Annotated in this window: 16 protein-coding genes; 6 read left to right on the top strand and 10 right to left on the bottom strand. The window is 64.2% G+C overall.

Annotated features, from left to right (window positions below):
* Nucleotides 1–45 precede the first annotated feature (45 nt).
* From ACR9ZC_RS14915 to ACR9ZC_RS14905, 3 genes are read right to left on the bottom strand one after another with little or no spacing between them, the layout of a single operon-like run.
* Nucleotides 46–834, bottom strand: coding sequence for a TatD family hydrolase (locus tag ACR9ZC_RS14915; protein ID WP_481580893.1), 789 nt, complete (start codon nucleotides 832–834; stop codon nucleotides 46–48).
* A 33-nt stretch (nucleotides 835–867) separates the two neighbouring features.
* Nucleotides 868–1,611 carry a lipoprotein-releasing ABC transporter ATP-binding protein LolD gene (gene lolD, locus ACR9ZC_RS14910; RefSeq protein ID WP_331570789.1) on the bottom strand — a complete coding sequence of 248 codons (744 nt, stop codon included), beginning with the start codon at nucleotides 1,609–1,611 and terminating at the stop codon, nucleotides 868–870.
* Nucleotides 1,604–2,857, bottom strand: coding sequence for a lipoprotein-releasing ABC transporter permease subunit (locus ACR9ZC_RS14905; protein WP_331570788.1), 1,254 nt, complete (start codon nucleotides 2,855–2,857; stop codon nucleotides 1,604–1,606). The genes lolD and ACR9ZC_RS14905 overlap by 8 nt, the downstream gene beginning before the upstream one ends.
* Nucleotides 2,858–2,954: 97 nt before the next feature.
* On the opposite strand from ACR9ZC_RS14905, the gene ACR9ZC_RS14900 reads away from it, so the two are divergent.
* The 6 genes from ACR9ZC_RS14900 to ACR9ZC_RS14875 all read left to right on the top strand — a co-directional run bounded on the left by ACR9ZC_RS14900 (nucleotide 2,955) and on the right by ACR9ZC_RS14875 (nucleotide 11,698).
* Nucleotides 2,955–4,070: a regulator gene (locus ACR9ZC_RS14900; protein ID WP_481580892.1), complete on the top strand. Its 1,116-nt coding sequence runs from the start codon at nucleotides 2,955–2,957 to the stop codon at nucleotides 4,068–4,070.
* A gap of 82 nt (nucleotides 4,071–4,152) precedes the next feature.
* The gene (gene recJ, locus ACR9ZC_RS14895; RefSeq protein WP_481580891.1) at nucleotides 4,153–5,868 is read left to right on the top strand and encodes a single-stranded-DNA-specific exonuclease RecJ; all 1,716 of its coding nucleotides are present in this window, start codon (nucleotides 4,153–4,155) and stop codon (nucleotides 5,866–5,868) included.
* A 207-nt stretch (nucleotides 5,869–6,075) separates the two neighbouring features.
* Nucleotides 6,076–7,749 (top strand): histidine phosphatase family protein, encoded by a 1,674-nt coding sequence (locus tag ACR9ZC_RS14890; protein WP_481580890.1) that lies wholly within the window; start codon nucleotides 6,076–6,078, stop codon nucleotides 7,747–7,749.
* Nucleotides 7,750–7,843: 94 nt separating this feature from the next.
* A protein-coding gene (prfB, locus tag ACR9ZC_RS14885) for a peptide chain release factor 2 (protein ID WP_331570780.1) occupies nucleotides 7,844–8,948 on the top strand; the annotation gives its coding sequence in 2 pieces (ribosomal slippage) (nucleotides 7,844–7,924 and nucleotides 7,926–8,948; 1,104 coding nt in all).
* An 87-nt stretch (nucleotides 8,949–9,035) separates the two neighbouring features.
* Nucleotides 9,036–10,562 carry a lysine--tRNA ligase gene (gene lysS / locus ACR9ZC_RS14880; protein ID WP_331570778.1) on the top strand — a complete coding sequence of 509 codons (1,527 nt, stop codon included), beginning with the start codon at nucleotides 9,036–9,038 and terminating at the stop codon, nucleotides 10,560–10,562.
* A 272-nt stretch (nucleotides 10,563–10,834) separates the two neighbouring features.
* Nucleotides 10,835–11,698 (top strand): outer membrane lipoprotein, encoded by an 864-nt coding sequence (locus ACR9ZC_RS14875; RefSeq protein ID WP_481580889.1) that lies wholly within the window; start codon nucleotides 10,835–10,837, stop codon nucleotides 11,696–11,698.
* Between the two features lie 107 nt (nucleotides 11,699–11,805).
* On the opposite strand, the gene iscX is transcribed toward ACR9ZC_RS14875, so the two are convergent.
* From iscX to ACR9ZC_RS14840, 7 genes are all read right to left on the bottom strand, one after another.
* Nucleotides 11,806–12,003, bottom strand: a complete 198-nt coding sequence (gene iscX, locus ACR9ZC_RS14870) for a Fe-S cluster assembly protein IscX (protein WP_481580888.1) — start codon at nucleotides 12,001–12,003, stop codon at nucleotides 11,806–11,808.
* Nucleotides 12,004–12,019: 16 nt separating this feature from the next.
* Nucleotides 12,020–12,361: an ISC system 2Fe-2S type ferredoxin gene (gene fdx, locus ACR9ZC_RS14865; protein WP_331570774.1), complete on the bottom strand. Its 342-nt coding sequence runs from the start codon at nucleotides 12,359–12,361 to the stop codon at nucleotides 12,020–12,022.
* A gap of 67 nt (nucleotides 12,362–12,428) precedes the next feature.
* Nucleotides 12,429–14,294 (bottom strand): Fe-S protein assembly chaperone HscA, encoded by a 1,866-nt coding sequence (hscA, locus tag ACR9ZC_RS14860; protein ID WP_481580887.1) that lies wholly within the window; start codon nucleotides 14,292–14,294, stop codon nucleotides 12,429–12,431.
* A gap of 78 nt (nucleotides 14,295–14,372) precedes the next feature.
* The gene (hscB, locus tag ACR9ZC_RS14855) at nucleotides 14,373–14,900 is read right to left on the bottom strand and encodes a Fe-S protein assembly co-chaperone HscB (RefSeq protein ID WP_481580886.1); all 528 of its coding nucleotides are present in this window, start codon (nucleotides 14,898–14,900) and stop codon (nucleotides 14,373–14,375) included.
* A 126-nt stretch (nucleotides 14,901–15,026) separates the two neighbouring features.
* Nucleotides 15,027–15,350: an iron-sulfur cluster assembly protein IscA gene (gene iscA / locus ACR9ZC_RS14850; protein WP_481580885.1), complete on the bottom strand. Its 324-nt coding sequence runs from the start codon at nucleotides 15,348–15,350 to the stop codon at nucleotides 15,027–15,029.
* A gap of 6 nt (nucleotides 15,351–15,356) precedes the next feature.
* A complete protein-coding gene (gene iscU / locus ACR9ZC_RS14845) occupies nucleotides 15,357–15,782 on the bottom strand; it encodes a Fe-S cluster assembly scaffold IscU (protein ID WP_331570768.1) in 426 nt (141 codons plus the stop codon).
* Between the two features lie 30 nt (nucleotides 15,783–15,812).
* Nucleotides 15,813–17,036, bottom strand: a complete 1,224-nt coding sequence (locus ACR9ZC_RS14840) for an IscS subfamily cysteine desulfurase (RefSeq protein WP_481580884.1) — start codon at nucleotides 17,034–17,036, stop codon at nucleotides 15,813–15,815.
* Nucleotides 17,037–17,079 lie beyond the last annotated feature (43 nt).

Here is a 17,079-nt window from a genome sequence, read left to right as displayed (position 1 = left end):
CCTCCTTTCGCAAGCGCCGAAAACGTGGCGCATTGGAACGAGCGATTATGGGTGGCGCGGTTCGAGTCGAGGCAATGCGGCGTAAGCGTTGGCCGTCGTGCCTAAGGCCAATCGGTCGATGTCGAGGCCGCGCAGCTCGGCGATGATCGCGCCGATGCGCGCGGTCTGATCCGGCGTATTGCGTCCTTTGTAGCGCCACGCGGGCGCGATATCGGGCGCGTCGGTTTCGACGACGATGGCTTCGAGCGGCAGCTCGGTGGCTAGCCGGCGAATCTGACGCGCCCGCTCAAAGGTGACGTTGCCGCCGAATCCGAGACGCATGCCTTGCTCGATGAAGGCGTGCGCCTGCTGAAAGCTGCCGTTGAAAGCATGCGCGATGCCGCATTTCACGCCGCTGCGGCGCAGCCCTTTCAGTACGAGGTCCTGCGATTTGCGCACGTGGCAAATGACGGGTAGATCGAATTCGCGCGCGAGCCGCAGTTGCGCTTCGTAGAAAAACCGCTGGCGCTCGTCGTCGAGCCCCGGCACGAAGTAATCGAGGCCGATTTCACCGATGCCGACGAAGCGTGGATCGGCGAGGCTCGTCTCGATCTCCCGCCGCAGAATGACAAGATCGTCTTCGCGCGCCTCTCGCGTGAACAGGGGATGAATGCCGAGCGCGTAGGCACCGCCCTCGATTTGCCGGGCCAGCCGCCGTACGGTTTCAAAATTGCCTGCGGCCACGGCCGGAATCACGATCCGCGAGACGCCCGCGTCGTGCGCCGCCCCCGCTACCGCCTCGCGGTCAGCGTCGAATTCGGCTGCGTCGAGATGACAGTGCGTATCGATCCACATGACGGGCGGCCCGCGATATCGATGAGGCCCGGCTCAGACCGGCACCGTTGGATCTTCGTGCAGCACGCCGTCGCGCAGCCGCAGCGTGCGATCGCAGCGCGCCGCGAGATCGTGATCGTGCGTGACGATGACGAAGCTCGTTTGGAGCTTCTCAGAGAGCTCGAGCATCAGGTTGAAGACCGTATCGGCCGTGCCGCCGTCCAGGTTGCCGGTCGGCTCGTCCGCCAGGACGCAGGCCGGCTCGGTGACGAGCGCGCGCGCGATCGCCACGCGCTGGCGCTCGCCGCCCGAAAGCTCGCCGGGCCGGTGTTGTGCCCGATGCGCGAGCCCGACGCGTTCCAGCATGCGCATCGCTTCGCGTCTCGCGTCGGCGCTCGTGAGCCGGCGAATGCGAAGCGGCATCGCGACGTTGTCGAGCGCGCTGAATTCGGGCAACAGATGATGGAACTGATAGACGAAGCCCAGGGCGCGATTGCGCAAGTCGTTGCGCTCGCGCTCCGCCAGTTGCGTGAAGGGCTTGCCGAGCAGCGACACGTGTCCGGCGCTCGGCTCGTCGAGCCCGCCCAGCACGTGCAGCAGCGTGCTCTTGCCGGAGCCCGACGCGCCGACGATTGCGAGCTTCTCTCCGCGCCGCACCGATAGGTTCGCGCCCGTGAGCACCGGGACATTCAAGCCGCCTTGCACGAACGTTTTCGAGATTCCGGTTGCCTCGAGCACGCTTTCCGCCACAACGGCCGGACCTGTCGCCGCGCCTCGGCCGATCATGAGTTCACTCATAGCGCAGCGCCTCCGCGGGCCGGACCTTCGCGCCACGCCAGCTCGGGTAGAGCGTAGCGAGCGACGACAGTACGAATGCAATCACGCCGATCCGGAAGACGTCCGCGGGTACGAGCTCGGACGGCAGCTCGCTGATGAAATAGACGGACGGAGGCAAAAACTGCACGCCGAGCAGATGCTCGATCATCGGCACGAGCCACGGGATGCTCCAGGCGATGAGCGTACCGAGCGCCACACCGGTTGCCGTACCCGCGAAGCCGATCGTCATGCCCTGCACGACGAAGATCTTCATGATCGAGCCCGGCTGCGCGCCGAGCGTGCGCAATATTGCGATATCGGCCTGCTTGTTCGTGACGGTCATGACGAGCGACGACACGAGATTGAACGCCGCGACCGCGATGATGAGCGTCAGGATGATGAACATCATGCGCTTTTCGATCTTGACCGCCGAGAACCAGGTCTTGTTCTGCTGCGTCCAATCGCGAATGTACAACTCCCCCGACAAGCTGCGCGCGAGCTCGTGCGCCACGCGCGGTGCCTGCTGCATGTCCTTCAGGCGCAGCCTGACACCGGTGGGCGCCGTGAGCCGGAACAGCGCCTCGGCATCGCGGATGTTCACGAGGGCGAGCGTGCTGTCGTATTCGTAATGCCCGGACTGGAACACGCCCGCCACGGTGAACTGTTTGAGCCGCGGCAACATGCCGGCCGGCGTGATCGATCCTTCCGGCGCGACGAGCGTGATCTTGTCGCCGACCGTCACACCGAGCCCGTCGGCCAGATCGGCGCCGAGCACGATATTGAACTGGCCGGGGGCGAGATCCGTGAGGCGTCCCGCTTTCATTTCCTTGCCGATGTCCGATACCTGCGGCTCGAGCGAAGGCTCGACGCCGCGCAGGGCCACGCCGCTCACCGCGTCGCCGCGCGTGAGCAGCGCCTGCGCATCGACATAAGGCGCGGCGCCGATCACCTCCGGATTCCGGCGCGCTTCCTGGGCCGTCAACTGCCATTCGGGCATCGCACCGTTCGGAGAAAAAATCTGCACGTGCGCGAGCACCGAGAGCATCCGGTCGCGCACTTCCTTCTGAAAGCCGTTCATGACGGAGAGCACGACGATCAGTGCGGCGACCCCGAGCGCGATGCCCGACATCGACACCAGTGCGATGAACGAGATGAAACCGTTGCCCGTCGTACGTTTGCCGGCGCGCGTGTAGCGCCAGCCGATTTGCCATTCGTAAGGGAGTTTCAAGCGAGTCCTTAAATCCGTTGCCCATCGGCATCGCATGCGACGCAATGGACGTGCCGCAGCGCGCGCACTGCCGATCAAGGGCGCAGTTTGCCATACAATGCCCCCCATCATGCACGCCAACCGTCTTCATCTGCTCTTGCCGTTCGCGTTGCCGACGGCCGCCGACGCGCCAAGCGAACTGCATTCGCTGCGCGCCCCAGCCCTCGACAAACTGCTCGCACGCGCCACGCTCGTCGAGCGCGTGGCGGGCGAAGACTTTCAGCGCACCCTGCCGCACGAGCGCTGGGTGGCGCGCCAGTTCGGCGTGCTCGCCGACGCTGCCGCAGCGAGTGCCGCCGACGAGGCGCCGCTCGCGCCCTATATGATGCTGGCCGATGGTGCCGACCCGGGCGAAGCGGTCTGGGCCTGTGTCGAACCCGTCCATTTGCGCGTAGCGCACGACCATCTGGTATTGCTCGATCCGGCATCGCTTCAGCTCCAGGACGAAGAGGCCTGCGCGCTTTTCGACATCGCGAGGCCGCTCGTCGAAGAGCTCGGAATGCGCATCGAGGCGCCGCGCCCCGAGCGCTGGTATCTGAGCGGCGAGGCGCTGGGCTCGCTGGCCGGCGCCTCGCCGCTGCGCGCGAGCGGGCGCAGCGTCGGAATCTGGCTGCCGCACGACGCCCGCACGGGGCAACGCTCGCGTGCCTGGATGAAGCTTCAGAACGAAGTCCAGATGGCGTGGTTTGAACATCCGATCAACGAAGCACGCGAGGCACGTGGCCTGCCCGCGATCAACTCGCTCTGGCTGCACGCGCAAGGTGCCCGCCAGAGCGTGCGCAGTCCGTTCGCACGAGTCTTCTCCCACGCCGCCGCCACGCGCGGGCTCGCGCTGGCCGCCGGCGTCGCGGCGAGCGCGCCGCCCTCCTCGTACGAACGGCTGCCGGCCGCCGCCAATCCGGCGGCAGCCGGCCTGGCGGGCGGCGGCACGCTGGTCGAACTCGAAGCGTTCGCGACGCCCTTCATCGACCAGGACTGGCCCGGCTGGAGTCATGCACTCACCGAACTCGAGCAGGCGTGGTTCGCGCCCGCACTCGCGGCGCTGGAAGGCGGAGACATCGGCTCACTGGCCTTGACGCTGTGCGGCGATACGGCATCGGTGACGCTTGCCGCCGGGCGCGGCGATTTGCGCCGGTTCTGGCGTCGACGCGTGCTCGCTTCGCTGTTCGAATGACGCGCCGCTCATATCAGGCATCGCGCGCAAGGCGCACGGTCTGCGCGACAACATCACCGTTTCCGATCTTTTCCGACTTGCCATGACCCGAATCGTGACGCGCGCGCCCTCGCCCGCAGACGTTGCTGCGCTGATCAGCCGAGGCCTGCACCCTGTGTTGGCGCGTCTATACGCTTCCCGCGGCGTGTGCCTGCCGGAAGAAATCGAAACCGCCTTCACCCGGCTCGTCCCGCCGGTCGCTCTGAAGGGCGCCAGCGACGCGGCCGAGCTGCTTGCCGATGCGATTGCCGCCAAGCGGCGCCTGCTCGTCGTCGCGGACTACGACTGCGACGGCGCGACGGCATGCGCGGTGGCCGTGCGCGGTCTGCGTATGTTCGGCGCGACGATCGACTATCTCGTGCCCAATCGGTTCGAATACGGCTACGGGCTGACGCCCGAGATCGTCGAGCTGGCAGCCGCGCGCTCGCCCGACCTGCTGATCACCGTGGACAACGGCATCGCGAGCGTCGACGGCGTGGCCGCAGCCCGCGCCCGCGGCATCGAGGTGCTGATCACCGATCACCACCTGCCCGGCGACGTCCTGCCGGACGCGCGCGCCATCGTCAATCCGAATCAGCCGGGCTGCACGTTCCCGAGCAAGTGTATCGCCGGCGTCGGCGTCATGTTCTATGTGCTGCTCGCGCTGCGGGCCCTGTTGCGCGAACGCGGAGCGTTCGACGCGCCCGGCGCGACCGAGCCGCGGCTCGACGGGCTGCTCGATCTCGTCGCACTGGGCACGGTCGCCGATGTCGTCAAGCTCGACGGTAACAATCGCGTCCTCGTCGCGCAGGGCCTCGCGCGTATCCGGCGCGGCCGTATGCAGCCCGGCGTGGCGGCGCTTTTCCGAGCCGCCGGACGCGATGCCCGCAATGCGTCGGGCTTCGACCTCGGCTTTGCACTCGGGCCGCGCCTGAACGCGGCCGGGCGGCTCTCCGATATGTCGCTCGGCATCGAGTGCCTCATCACCGACGATGTCGGGCGGGCGTGGGAGCTTGCCCAGCAGCTCGATGCGATGAACCGCGAGCGCCGCGAGATCGAAGCCGGCATGCAGGAGCAGGCGCTGGCCGATCTCGCCGGGGTCGATCCATCGGGCACGACGACGATCACGCTCTTCAATACGGCGTGGCACCAGGGTGTGATCGGCATCGTCGCGAGCCGGCTCAAGGAGAAGTTCCACCGGCCGGCGTTCACGTTCGCGCCCGCCGACGAGCGTGGTCTCGTCGCCAAAGGTTCGGGCCGGTCGATCCAAGGCTTTCATCTGCGCGACGCGCTCGATTTGATGGCCAAACGCGAGCCGGGCCTGCTTGCGAAGTTCGGCGGTCATGCGATGGCGGCCGGCGTCACGCTCGCCGCGGCCGATGTGCCGCGCTTTGCAGCAGCGTTCGAAAAAGTAGGACGCGAATGGCTCAGCGAGGATGTCCTGGCGCGCGTCGTTTTCACCGACGGCGATCTCGAAGACGCCTACTTCACGCCGCAGATCGTGGAAATGCTCGACGCGGCCGTCTGGGGTCAGGGTTTTCCGGCGCCGACGTTCTCGGGCGATTTCGATGTCGTGTCGCAGGCGCTCGTGAAGGACAAGCACCTGAAGCTGCAACTGATGCGCGGGCGTCAGCGATTCCAGGCGATCTGGTTCAATCACACGGAGCCGCTTCCGGCGCGCGCGCATATCGCATATCGGCTCGCCTGCGATAGTTGGAACGGTGTCGCGCGCGTGCAGCTTTTCGTCGAACATGCGGTCGGCCCGGACGAGGCCGGCTAGCGGCTCGACTGCTTGCGTCATTCGCATCGGGATGACCGATGCCCTCCTCCATCGAATTCGACTCCTCATCGGGAAGTCGCAACTTTTTTGCGCTGCAACGTCACCTACGTGCAAATGGGGCCATGCGCCTCGGATGTACGACTCGCGACGGCTATCGTCGTCACAGCCTGTCACGGCTGGCCGATCGCGAAAAGGGAGATGACTGCAATGACGCTGTATTTTGTGCGCCACGGGGAATCGCTCGCCAACGAGCAGAACTACTTCGCAGGATCGAAGAATTCGCCATTGACTTCGCTCGGCCGCCGGCAAGCGCAGCAGGCCGCGCGCTACGTTCGCCGCCTCGGCCTGACGTTCGACGAAGTGCACATATCAACGCTCGAGCGTGCCCAGGCAACGGCCACCATTATTCTCGAAGGCGCTGGCGGCACACCGCGCATCGTGCACAGCGAAATGCTGGTCGAGCGCGACTTCGGGATCTTCGCCGGCAAGAACAAAACGCTGATCAAAAAATCGATCGGACACGGGCTCTACGATTTCTGTTTTCACCACCCGGATGGAGCGCCGCCGCAAGGCGAGCATTGGATGGATTTGTTCAGTTGTTGCAAGGCCTACTACGAGGACGTCCTTGCACCGCTCGATCGGCAAGGCAAGAACGTGCTCGTCGTCGCGCACAAGTATGTCGTGGAGATCTTCGCGCTGATTGCCTCAGGCTTGCCGACCGAAGACTACATCGACTTCCGGTTGCCGAATTCACGTCCGCTCTCGTGGGACGATCTGAAATCGATGACGGCGCGCAGTTCGTCGACGCTCAACTATATCGGCGAACACGTCGAGATCTACCTGCTGCAATGGATGCTCGCTGCCGCGCTCGCCGGTTTCGTATTTTCGTTCTTCGGCATGGCCTTGCCGCACACGTGGAGCAGCGCCGCCATCGTGGCACTGCTCGCACTGAATGCGTTTTTTCTCGCGCTGCGAATCGAGCCGCAATCGCTGCGCGCAAGCGGCGGTCCGGAGAACGTCGCGCTCGCGGTCATGAGTTCCGCGCGTGTGGCCGGCGCGTGCATTTTGCTCACCTGCTTTCGCAGCGAATGGCTTCATCTGGTCGGATTGTTGCTGATCGTGCCGCCCGCGCTTTCCGTGCCGACGTTCTCGCTGGCTCGCGGCGGCGACTATTTTTTCGCCGCGCGCTACACGCTCGCGCTCTCGATCGTGCTACCGGTCATCCTGCTCGCGCTCTTCGTGGGGCATCATCAAGTGGTCGGCGACGTGCGCGCGCTGCAGCGGTTCTTCGTGGTGCTGGTCATCGCGCTCGCACTGCCCTCGCTTTTCGCCCAGAGCTGGCGGTACGCTCGACCGATCGCCGCAGGCCGGCTGAATACGAACTGGGGTTGGACCGGTTCCCTCGCAATGGTCTTCCTCGCCTTTCTCGTAGCGCTTCGCTCGGGCGGGCCGCTCGTCGTCGCCGCGCTGCATTCCAGCAGCTGGCATCCGTGGGCGGCGTTGCTGCTGCCGTTCCTCCTCTTCGGAGCGAGCCGTATCGGCAGCGCGCTGTATATGCTCATCCAGGAGCGCCTGAGTGCGCGGACGATCGCGCCGGCCGTCGCACGCGACATTCATCTGTTGCAAACTTCGCCGAACATTTTTCTGTGGCTGAGCCTGCTCATGCCGGAGGCGTTTCGCCACGCGCCGACACTCGTCGCGGGCACGCTGCTCGGGTTCTTTGCTTTCGCGCTGATCGATGAAACGATCGTCGTGAGGCAGTTTCGGCTTGGTGTGACACTGACGATGTTCGGTGCGCATCGCCGCGATCGTCGGTTGGCCGACGCGCCGCGTGGGGGTTCTGGTGAAACGCTGCAGCTCGTCTCGAGCAGCGAGCCGTGATTCTTTCGACGGCGAAATGCGCTCGAGACGGTGCGAAGCGGTGGACGCCGATCGGCTATAATTTCCCCTTTTGACGACGCAAAAGCAGATCGACATGGAAGCGGAACGCCTGAATGCCATCGAGAGCTCTCTCGCCGACCTGCGCCGCCGCGCAGGCGAGCTACGGGGGTATCTTTGACTACGACGCCAAGGCTGTACGGCTGATCGAAGTCAACAAGGAACTCGAAGACCCGAACGTCTGGAACGATTCGAAGCACGCCCAGGCCCTCGGCCGGGAAAAGAAGATGCTCGAAGGCGTCGTCGACGTACTGAGCACGCTCGACAACGACCTGCGCGACACGAAGGATCTCTTCGACATGGCGCGCGAAGAAGGCGATGAAGACACGCTCGTCGGCGTCGAAAGCGACGCTGCGAAAATCGAGCAACGCGTCGCCGACATGGAATTCCGCCGGATGTTCGCGAATCCGGCCGATCCGAACAACGCGTTCATCGACATTCAAGCGGGCGCGGGCGGCACGGAGGCGTGCGATTGGGCGTCGATGCTGCTGCGTCAATACTTGCGCTACTGCGAACGCAAGGGCTTCAAGGCCGAAGTGCTCGAAGAATCGGAAGGCGATGTTGCGGGCATCAAGAGCGCGACGATCAAGGTCGAAGGCGAATACGCGTACGGCTTTTTGCGCACCGAAACCGGCGTGCACCGCCTCGTGCGCAAGTCGCCGTTCGACTCGTCAGGCGGTCGTCATACGTCGTTCTCGTCGGTGTTCGTCTACCCCGAAATCGACGATTCGATCGAAGTCGACATCAATCCGGCCGATCTGCGGATCGATACCTACCGCGCGTCGGGCGCGGGCGGTCAGCACATCAACAAGACCGATTCCGCCGTGCGTATCACGCACTTGCCATCGGGCATCGTCGTGCAGTGCCAGAACGACCGCTCGCAACACCGCAACCGCGCCGAAGCCATGGCGATGCTGAAATCGCGGCTGTACGAAGCGGAAATACGCAAGCGCCAGGCGGAGCAGGACAAGCTCGAATCGAGCAAGACGGACGTAGGCTGGGGTCACCAGATCCGTTCCTACGTGCTCGACAACAGCCGTATCAAAGATCTGCGCACCAATGTCGAAATCAGTAATACGAAAAGTGTGCTCGACGGCGATCTCGATGCGTTCATCAGCGCGAGCCTGAAACAAGGCGTGTAAAGCGCCGAATCTTGTAGTGTCGGACGCGCGACAGCCGGCACCGGGCGGCCACGCGACGTGCGCCGCCCTCCCCCACAGTAGAGAATCATGACCGAACCGACCCTTTCGAGCCAGGACGCCAGCGTCGACGAAAACAAGATCATCGCCGAGCGTCGCGAGAAACTGCATGCGCTGCGCGCGGCGGGCGTAGCCTATCCGAACGACTTCCGTCCGACGCACGAGGCGGGCAGTCTGCAGGCCGATTACGCCGATGCGGACAAGGACGCGCTCGAGGCCACGGCGCTGCAAGTGGCCGTCGCCGGCCGCATGATGCTCAAACGCGTCATGGGCAAGGCGAGCTTCGCCACGGTCCAGGACGGCTCGGGTCAGATTCAGTTCTTCGTGACACCCGCCGATGTCGGCGCCGACACCTACGATGCATTCAAGAAATGGGATCTCGGCGACATCGTCGCGGCGCGCGGCGTGCTCTTCCGGACGAACAAGGGCGAGCTGTCGGTCCGATGCACTGAATTGCGGCTGCTGTCGAAGGCGCTGCGGCCACTTCCCGACAAGTTCCACGGCCTCGCCGATCAGGAAACGCGCTATCGGCAGCGCTATGTCGATCTGATCGTGACACCCGAAGCACGCCAGACCTTCGTCGCGCGCACGAAGGCGATTTCCTCGATTCGCAAGTTCATGTCGGATGCGAATTTCATGGAAGTCGAAACGCCGATGCTGCACCCGATTCCGGGCGGCGCGGCGGCCAAGCCGTTCGTTACGCATCACAACGCGCTCGATATGCAGATGTTCATGCGCATCGCGCCGGAGCTCTATCTGAAGCGGCTTGTCGTTGGCGGGTTCGAGCGCGTGTTCGAGATCAACCGCAACTTCCGCAACGAAGGGGTCTCGCCGCGGCACAACCCCGAATTCACGATGATGGAGTTCTATGCGGCCTACACCGATTACGTGTGGCTCATGGACTTCACCGAGCGCCTGATCCGTCAGACGGCCGTCGACGCGCTCGGCACCGCGACGATCACTTACCAAGGTCGTGAGCTCGATCTGTCGAAGCCGTTCCATCGATTGACGATCACCCAGGCCATCCGCAAGTACGCGCCCGACTATACGGACACGCAACTGGGCGATGCGGCGTTCGTGCGCTCGGAGCTCAAGCGCCTTGGCGTCGACACGACGCAACCGATGTTCCTGAATGCCGGCCTCGGCGCCCTGCAGCTTGCGCTGTTCGAAGAGACGGCTGAAGCTCAGCTGTGGGAGCCGACGTTCATCATCGACTACCCGGTCGAAGTCTCGCCGCTTGCCCGCGCATCGGATTCGGTCGACGGCATCACGGAGCGTTTCGAGCTCTTCATTACCGGACGCGAGATCGCGAACGGTTTTTCCGAGCTCAACGATCCCGAGGACCAGGCTGCACGGTTTCGCAAGCAAGTCGAGCAAAAGGATGCGGGCGACGAAGAGGCGATGTACTACGACGCCGACTACATCCGTGCGCTCGAATACGGCATGCCGCCCACAGGCGGATGCGGCATCGGCATCGACCGGCTCGTGATGCTGCTCACCGATAGCCCCAGCATTCGCGACGTCATTCTCTTCCCCCACCTGCGCCGCGAGGATTGAGCGCCGCTCCCGGCGGCGCGCGTCGTTCGACTTTGTAACCATCGGTAAAAGCTGCCGCGCGCAGCGTACGGTGGGCGTGGCGTTGAAGGTGTCGCACCCTTTGCGCTCCGCAGAGGACGCTCCGCCGCGGCGGAGCAGCCCTATGCTCCCGAAAAACGCGCCTCGTGCAAGCGGTTACAAATTGAAACGTCGGCCGTGGACCTTTCGCCGAAACTGTCTGTGTCTAAATCAGCGCGCACAGCAAGCACTACATCGTCTCGACGAGGTCCGACATGAATCAACCCACCACGTCGCCACGCCGCCTTCATCCGCTGATCGCTACCGCGGCTGCGACGATCATCATTGCAAGTCTTGCCGCGACCGCCGCGATCACGGGCGTGTTTCCGAAAGCATCGGGCACCGGCGGCGAGACTGCTCAGACCCAATCGGCCCAGGTGGCCCAGGTGGCCAATCAGCCCGTCGTGGACACCGCCGCGCCCGCCGCCGTTGGCGGTAGCCAACAGCAGGCCGCCGCGCAGCCTCCGGGTGCCCAGGCCGGCGAAGCGACGAGCGGATACGCCGGCCAGCGGCAGCCCTCGCAACCGCTTCAATCGTCGGTCAGCCCCAGCCAGTCTGCTGCCCAGCCGCCGGCTGAGAGCGCCTATGCGCAGCAACCGCAGCCACAGCCACAACCGCAGTACGCTCAACAGCCCTACGGACAGCCGCAACAGTACGCCCAGCAGCAAGGCAACCCGCAGCCTTCGTACGCGCCGCAGCAAACCCAGCAGCCCTACACGCCGCCGCAGCAACGCGCGGCTGCACCGTGCGCAAGCTGCGGAACGGTCGAATCGATTTCGGCCGTGCGCCATGAGGGCCGTGGCACGGGGCTCGGCGCGGTCGGCGGTGCCGTTGCCGGCGGCTTGATCGGCAACCAGTTCGGCGCTGGAACTGGCCGCTTGGGCATGACCGCGTTGGGGGCCGTGGGTGGCGGTTTTGCCGGCAACGCCGTCGAAAAACATTTGCGCAGTTCGACCGTTTACCAAGTCCGCGTGCGAATGCAGAACGGACGTACGCGCTATTTCACTTATCACCAGGCACCGCCGTTCCAACAGGGAGAACCCGTGCGGATCGAGCATGGCGCGCTCGTCGCACGTTAGGCGCAAAGGCAGCCCCGGGCTCGATCGAGCCCACAAACAAAAAGGCGATCCGCTCGGCGGATCGCCTTTTTATTCATGACCGGCCGGCCCCATCGCGCGGGCGCCGGTCACTCCTGAGCATCTTCGATCCAGGCCAGCTGAATCGCTTCGAGGATCTTTTCGTTCGAACGCTCGGGGTCGTCGTCGAAGCCGTCGAGCTCCGTGACCCAACGATGCAAGTCGGTGAACCGCACATATTGCGGATCAACATCGGCATGCTTGTCCGTGAGGGCCATTGCGATGTCCTGGGTGTCCGTCCACTTCATGGCTGCTCCCTCCTCCTCAGTGGTTTTCCTTCGCGTGGTTGATCGAATAACGTGGGATCTCGACCACGAGGTCCTCGCCGGGCGGCACGATCGCCTGGCATGATAGTCGTGATGTCGGCTCCAGCCCCCACGCCTTGTCGAGCAGATCGTCCTCGTTCTCTTCCGAGGGTTCGAGCGCTCCGAAGCCTTCTCGAACGATCACATGACAAGTGGTACACGCGCAAGACATTTCGCAAGCGTGCTCGATCTCGATGCCGTTTTCGAGCAGCGTTGCGCAAATGCTCTTGCCCGGCTCGGCTTCTATGACAGCCCCTTCCGGGCACAGTTCGACATGAGGCAGCACCACGATTTGCGACATACGGATTCCGTTCGGTCAGTAAGATGTGCGGCGGCGGGCGCGCTGTCGAGCACGCTCCGCCTGCCAGTCAGATTTCGTCGAGCTTGCGCCCCTGCAAGGCAGCGCGGATGCTCTTGTTCATCCGCCGAGCGGCAAACTCATCGGTCTCGGCGGCAAGCGCTTTCGTTTGCGCCTCGATCGCATTCGCGTCGGCGCCGCTCGCCGCCGAGCGAAGACGGTCGAGCGCGCTAACGACGCGCGAACGCTCGGCGGCGCCCAACAGTTCGCCGTCCGCGGCCAGCGCGGCCTCGGTCGCTTCGCTGAGCCGCTGAGCTTCGACCTGCGCCTCGCGCAGCGCGCGTGCCCGCATGTCGACTTCGGCGGATTGGAAGCTGTCCTCCAGCATGCGCGCGATCTCGTCATCGGCCAAGCCGTACGACGGTTTGACGACGATGGATGCCTCCACGCCCGAGTGCTGCTCGCGCGCCACGACCGAAAGCAATCCGTCCGCATCGACCTGGAACGTCACGCGAATGCGCGCCGCACCGGCGGCCATCGGCGGGATGCCGCGCAACTCGAAACGGGCGAGCGAGCGCGAATCGGACACGAGCTCGCGCTCGCCTTGCACGACGTGGATCGCCATCGCGGTCTGGCCGTCCTTGAACGTCGTGAACTCCTGTGCACGCGCGACCGGAATCGTCGAATTGCGTGGAATGATTTTCTCGACGAGTCCCCCCATCGTCTCGATGCCGAGCGACAGCGGAATGACGTCGAGCAGCAGCCAATCGTCGCCGCCGCGATTGCCCGCAAGCAGGTCGGCCTGAATCGCCGCACCGAGTGCGACGACCTGATCGGGATCGAGGTTCGTCAGCGGCGGTTTCCCGAAGAATGCCTCGACGGCACGCCGAATCACCGGCATGCGCGTTGCGCCTCCAACGAGCACCACGCCTTTGATCTCGGCCGGCGACACCTTGGCATCGCGCAACGCCTTTTTGGTCGGCGTCAGCGTGCGCTGCACGAGCGGCTTTACCAGCGCCGAAAACGCCGCTTCGGTCACGGGAATCGAGATCATCGTGCCATCGGAAAGCGTCGCTTCGAGCACGACCTCGGGGACAGTCGATACCGCCTCCTTGGCCGCGCGCACGCGATCGAGCAGCAGGCGGACATCCTCGGGCGGCAAATGCTGCTGAGCCAGCCCGGCCTCGCTCAAGACATGGCGATAGAGCAGATGATCGAAGTCGTCGCCGCCGAGCGCCGAATCGCCGCCCGCCGCGAGAACCTCGAAGACACCCTTGGTCAGCTTGAGGACCGAGAGATCGAACGTTCCGCCGCCCAGATCGTAGACGGCGTACAAGCCTTCGGAACCATTGTCGAGGCCGTAGGCAATCGCCGCCGCAGTCGGTTCATTGAGCAGCCGGAGAACATCTATCCCGGCCAGGCGTGCGGCGTCCTTCGTTGCCTGGCGCTGCGCCTCGTCGAAATAGGCGGGCACGGTGATGACCGCTCCGACGAGCTCGTCGCCCAGCGTATCCTCGGCGCGCTGACGCAGCGTTGCGAGAATCTCGGCCGACACCTCGACCGGACTCTTGATGCCCGCGACCGTGCGAATCTGCACCATGCCGGGCGCCTCGACGAAATCGTAAGGCGCGTTCTCGGCGCCTTCGACTTCCGCCTTGCCGCGTCCCATGAAGCGCTTCACGGAAACGATCGTATTGCGCGGATCGAGGACGGCTTCTTCCTTCGCCCTCAGTCCGATGCGGCGCCCGCCTCGTTCGAGATAGCGAACGACGGACGGAAGCAATACGCGACCGTGCTCATCGGGCAGCGCGTCGGGCACGCCGTTGCGCACCGCGGCAACGAGGGAGTTCGTCGTACCGAGGTCGATACCCACGGCGAGCCGCCGCTGATGCGGCGCCGGTGCCATGCCGGGTTCGGAGATTTGCAGTAAAGCCATCTGTAGTTATCTTCGGGGAGACTGCGCTGCCGTTGTCGAATATGAGCCCTAGCCGTTCGCATCGGGCTCGGCTCAGTCTCAATGTTCGAGCCGCTCGATCTCTTTGCCGAGCTCGGCAACGACGCGCTCGATGAACATCAACTGCCGCACCGCTTCCGCGGCCGGCTGATTGGCACCGCTGTCGAGCAACGCGGCGAGCTTGTCGAAGCGCACGCGTTCCTCCTCGCGCAGTTCTTCGAGCAAGGCGTCCAATGCCGGAACGCTGCGCGCGGACGCGGCATCTTCCACGCGCTCGCGCCATTCCATCTGCTGCATCAGGAACATCGGCTCCATCGCCGTATTGTTCTCGGCATCGACATCCACGCCGCGCAGCGATAGAAGATAGCGCGCGCGCTTCAACGGATCGCGTAACGTGCCATAAGCCTCGTTTGCGAGCGCGGCCCACTGCATGGCCACCCGCTTTTGCGCGTCGCCCGCGGCGGCGAAGCGGTCCGGATGAACTTGCGTCTGGACCGTCCGGTAAGCGGCATCGAGCGCCTGGATGTCCAGCGCGAACTGCTCGGGCAGATGAAAGAGATCGAAGTGGCTTTGCTGAATCGAGGCCATGAAAATCGGTTGTCGGTTAAAAGCACCCGGCATCGCAGCGATACCGCGCCCATGTGTGACGCCGAAGCGCGAACTCCGATCGACAAAAAGGCGGCCCGCGCCGCCCTTTGCCCGCCGATTGCAGCGTCAGACGCGGAACGATTCGCCGCAGCCGCACTCGTCCTTGACGTTCGGATTGTCGAACTTGAAGCCCTCGTTCAATCCCTCACGCGCAAAATCGAGCTGCGTGCCGTCGATATACGCGAGACTCTTCGGATCGACGATGACCTTCACGCCGTTCGACTCGAACACTTGATCCTCGGGCTCGAGTTCATCGACGTACTCGAGCTTGTAGGCGAGACCCGAGCAGCCCGTCGTACGCACGCCCAGCCGCAATCCGATGCCCTTGCCGCGCCGTGTCAGGTACTTCTGCACCTGCTGCGCTGCCTTGTCCGTCAATGTAATTGCCATGGCACGTTAAGCAACTTGCTGTTTCACTTCCTGCGCGGCCTCGCCAGCAGCGCCGGTGTGGCGTTGCTTGTAGTCGGCGACCGCGGCCTTGATCGCGTCTTCCGCCAGAATCGAGCAGTGGATCTTGACCGGCGGCAGCGCGAGCTCCTCGGCGATCTGCGTATTCTTGATCGAGAGCGCCTCGTCGAGCGTCTTGCCTTTCACCCACTCGGTCACGAGCGAGCTCGACGCGATGGCGGAACCGCAACCGTAGGTCTTGAACTTGGCGTCCTCGATCAGACCGTCGGCGCCGACGCGGATCTGCAGCTTCATGACGTCGCCGCAGGCCGGCGCGCCGACCATGCCGGTGCCCACTGCGTCGTCGTCCTTGGCGAACGAGCCGACGTTGCGGGGGTTCTCGTAGTGATCCAATACTTTGTTGCTGTAAGACATGGTCAAAACTCCTTGATTCGCCTGATTCGTTTAGTGCGCGGCCCACTTGATCGTGGAAAGATCGATGCCGTCCTGGTGCATTTCCCACAGCGGGGAAAGGTCGCGCAGCTTGGCGATCTTGCTCTTGAGCAAGTCGATGACGTAATCGACGTCCTGCTCGGTCGTGAACCGGCCGACCGTAAACCGGATAGAGCTGTGCGCGAGTTCGTCGTTGCGACCCAGCGCGCGCAGCACGTAGGAAGGCTCCAGCGACGCCGACGTACAGGCCGAACCGGACGACACGGCCACATCCTTGATGGCCATGATCAACGATTCGCCCTCGACGAAATTGAAGCTCAAATTCAGGTTGTGCGGAATCCGGCGCTCCATGTCGCCGTTGACGTAGACCTCTTCGATCTCCGACAACCCGCGCAGCAAGCGGTCGCGCAACATCCGCACGCGTTCGTTTTCCGTGGCCATTTCCTCGCGCGCGAGGCGAAAAGCCTCACCCATGCCGACGATCTGATGCGTCGGCAGCGTACCCGAGCGCATACCGCGCTCGTGGCCGCCGCCATGCATTTGCGCTTCGATCCGCACGCGCGGCTTGCGGCGCACGTAGAGCGCACCGATACCCTTCGGGCCATAGGTCTTGTGAGCCGAGAACGACATCAGGTCGACCTTGAGCCGGCCCAGATCGATCTCCACCTTGCCGGTGGCCTGCGCGCCATCGACATGGAAAATGATGTTCTTTTCACGGCAGATTTCGCCGATCGCTTCGATGTCCTGAATAACACCGATCTCGTTGTTCACGTACATGACCGACACGACGATCGTGTCCGGCCGCAGCGCCGCCTTGAAAGCGTCGAGATCGATGAGGCCGTCGCTCTTGACATCGAGATAGGTGACATCGAACCCTTCGCGCTCGAGTTCGCGGCAGGTATCGAGTACCGCCTTGTGCTCGGTCTTGACCGTCACGATGTGCTTGCCGCGACTCTTGTAGAAGTGCGCAGCGCCCTTGATGGCCAGGTTGTCCGATTCGGTCGCACCCGACGTCCAGATGATTTCGCGCGGATCCGCCTTCACGAGCGCCGCAACCTGCTCGCGCGCCTCTTCCACTGCACGCTCCGCTTCCCAGCCATAAGCATGGCTGCGCGAAGCCGGATTGCCGAATTGCTCCCGCAAATAGGGAATCATCTTGTCCACCACGCGCGGGTCGACGGGCGTCGTCGCGCTGTAGTCCATATAGATGGGCAGGTGGGGGCTCGGGTTACTCATCAATCGCTCCGGGGAAATCGTTGTTTTGGGTCAGGCGCCCGCT

It is taken from the genome of Trinickia sp. HAY1-2D, assembly GCF_056754935.1.
This window is presented reverse-complemented; position numbering and strand designations above follow the sequence as displayed.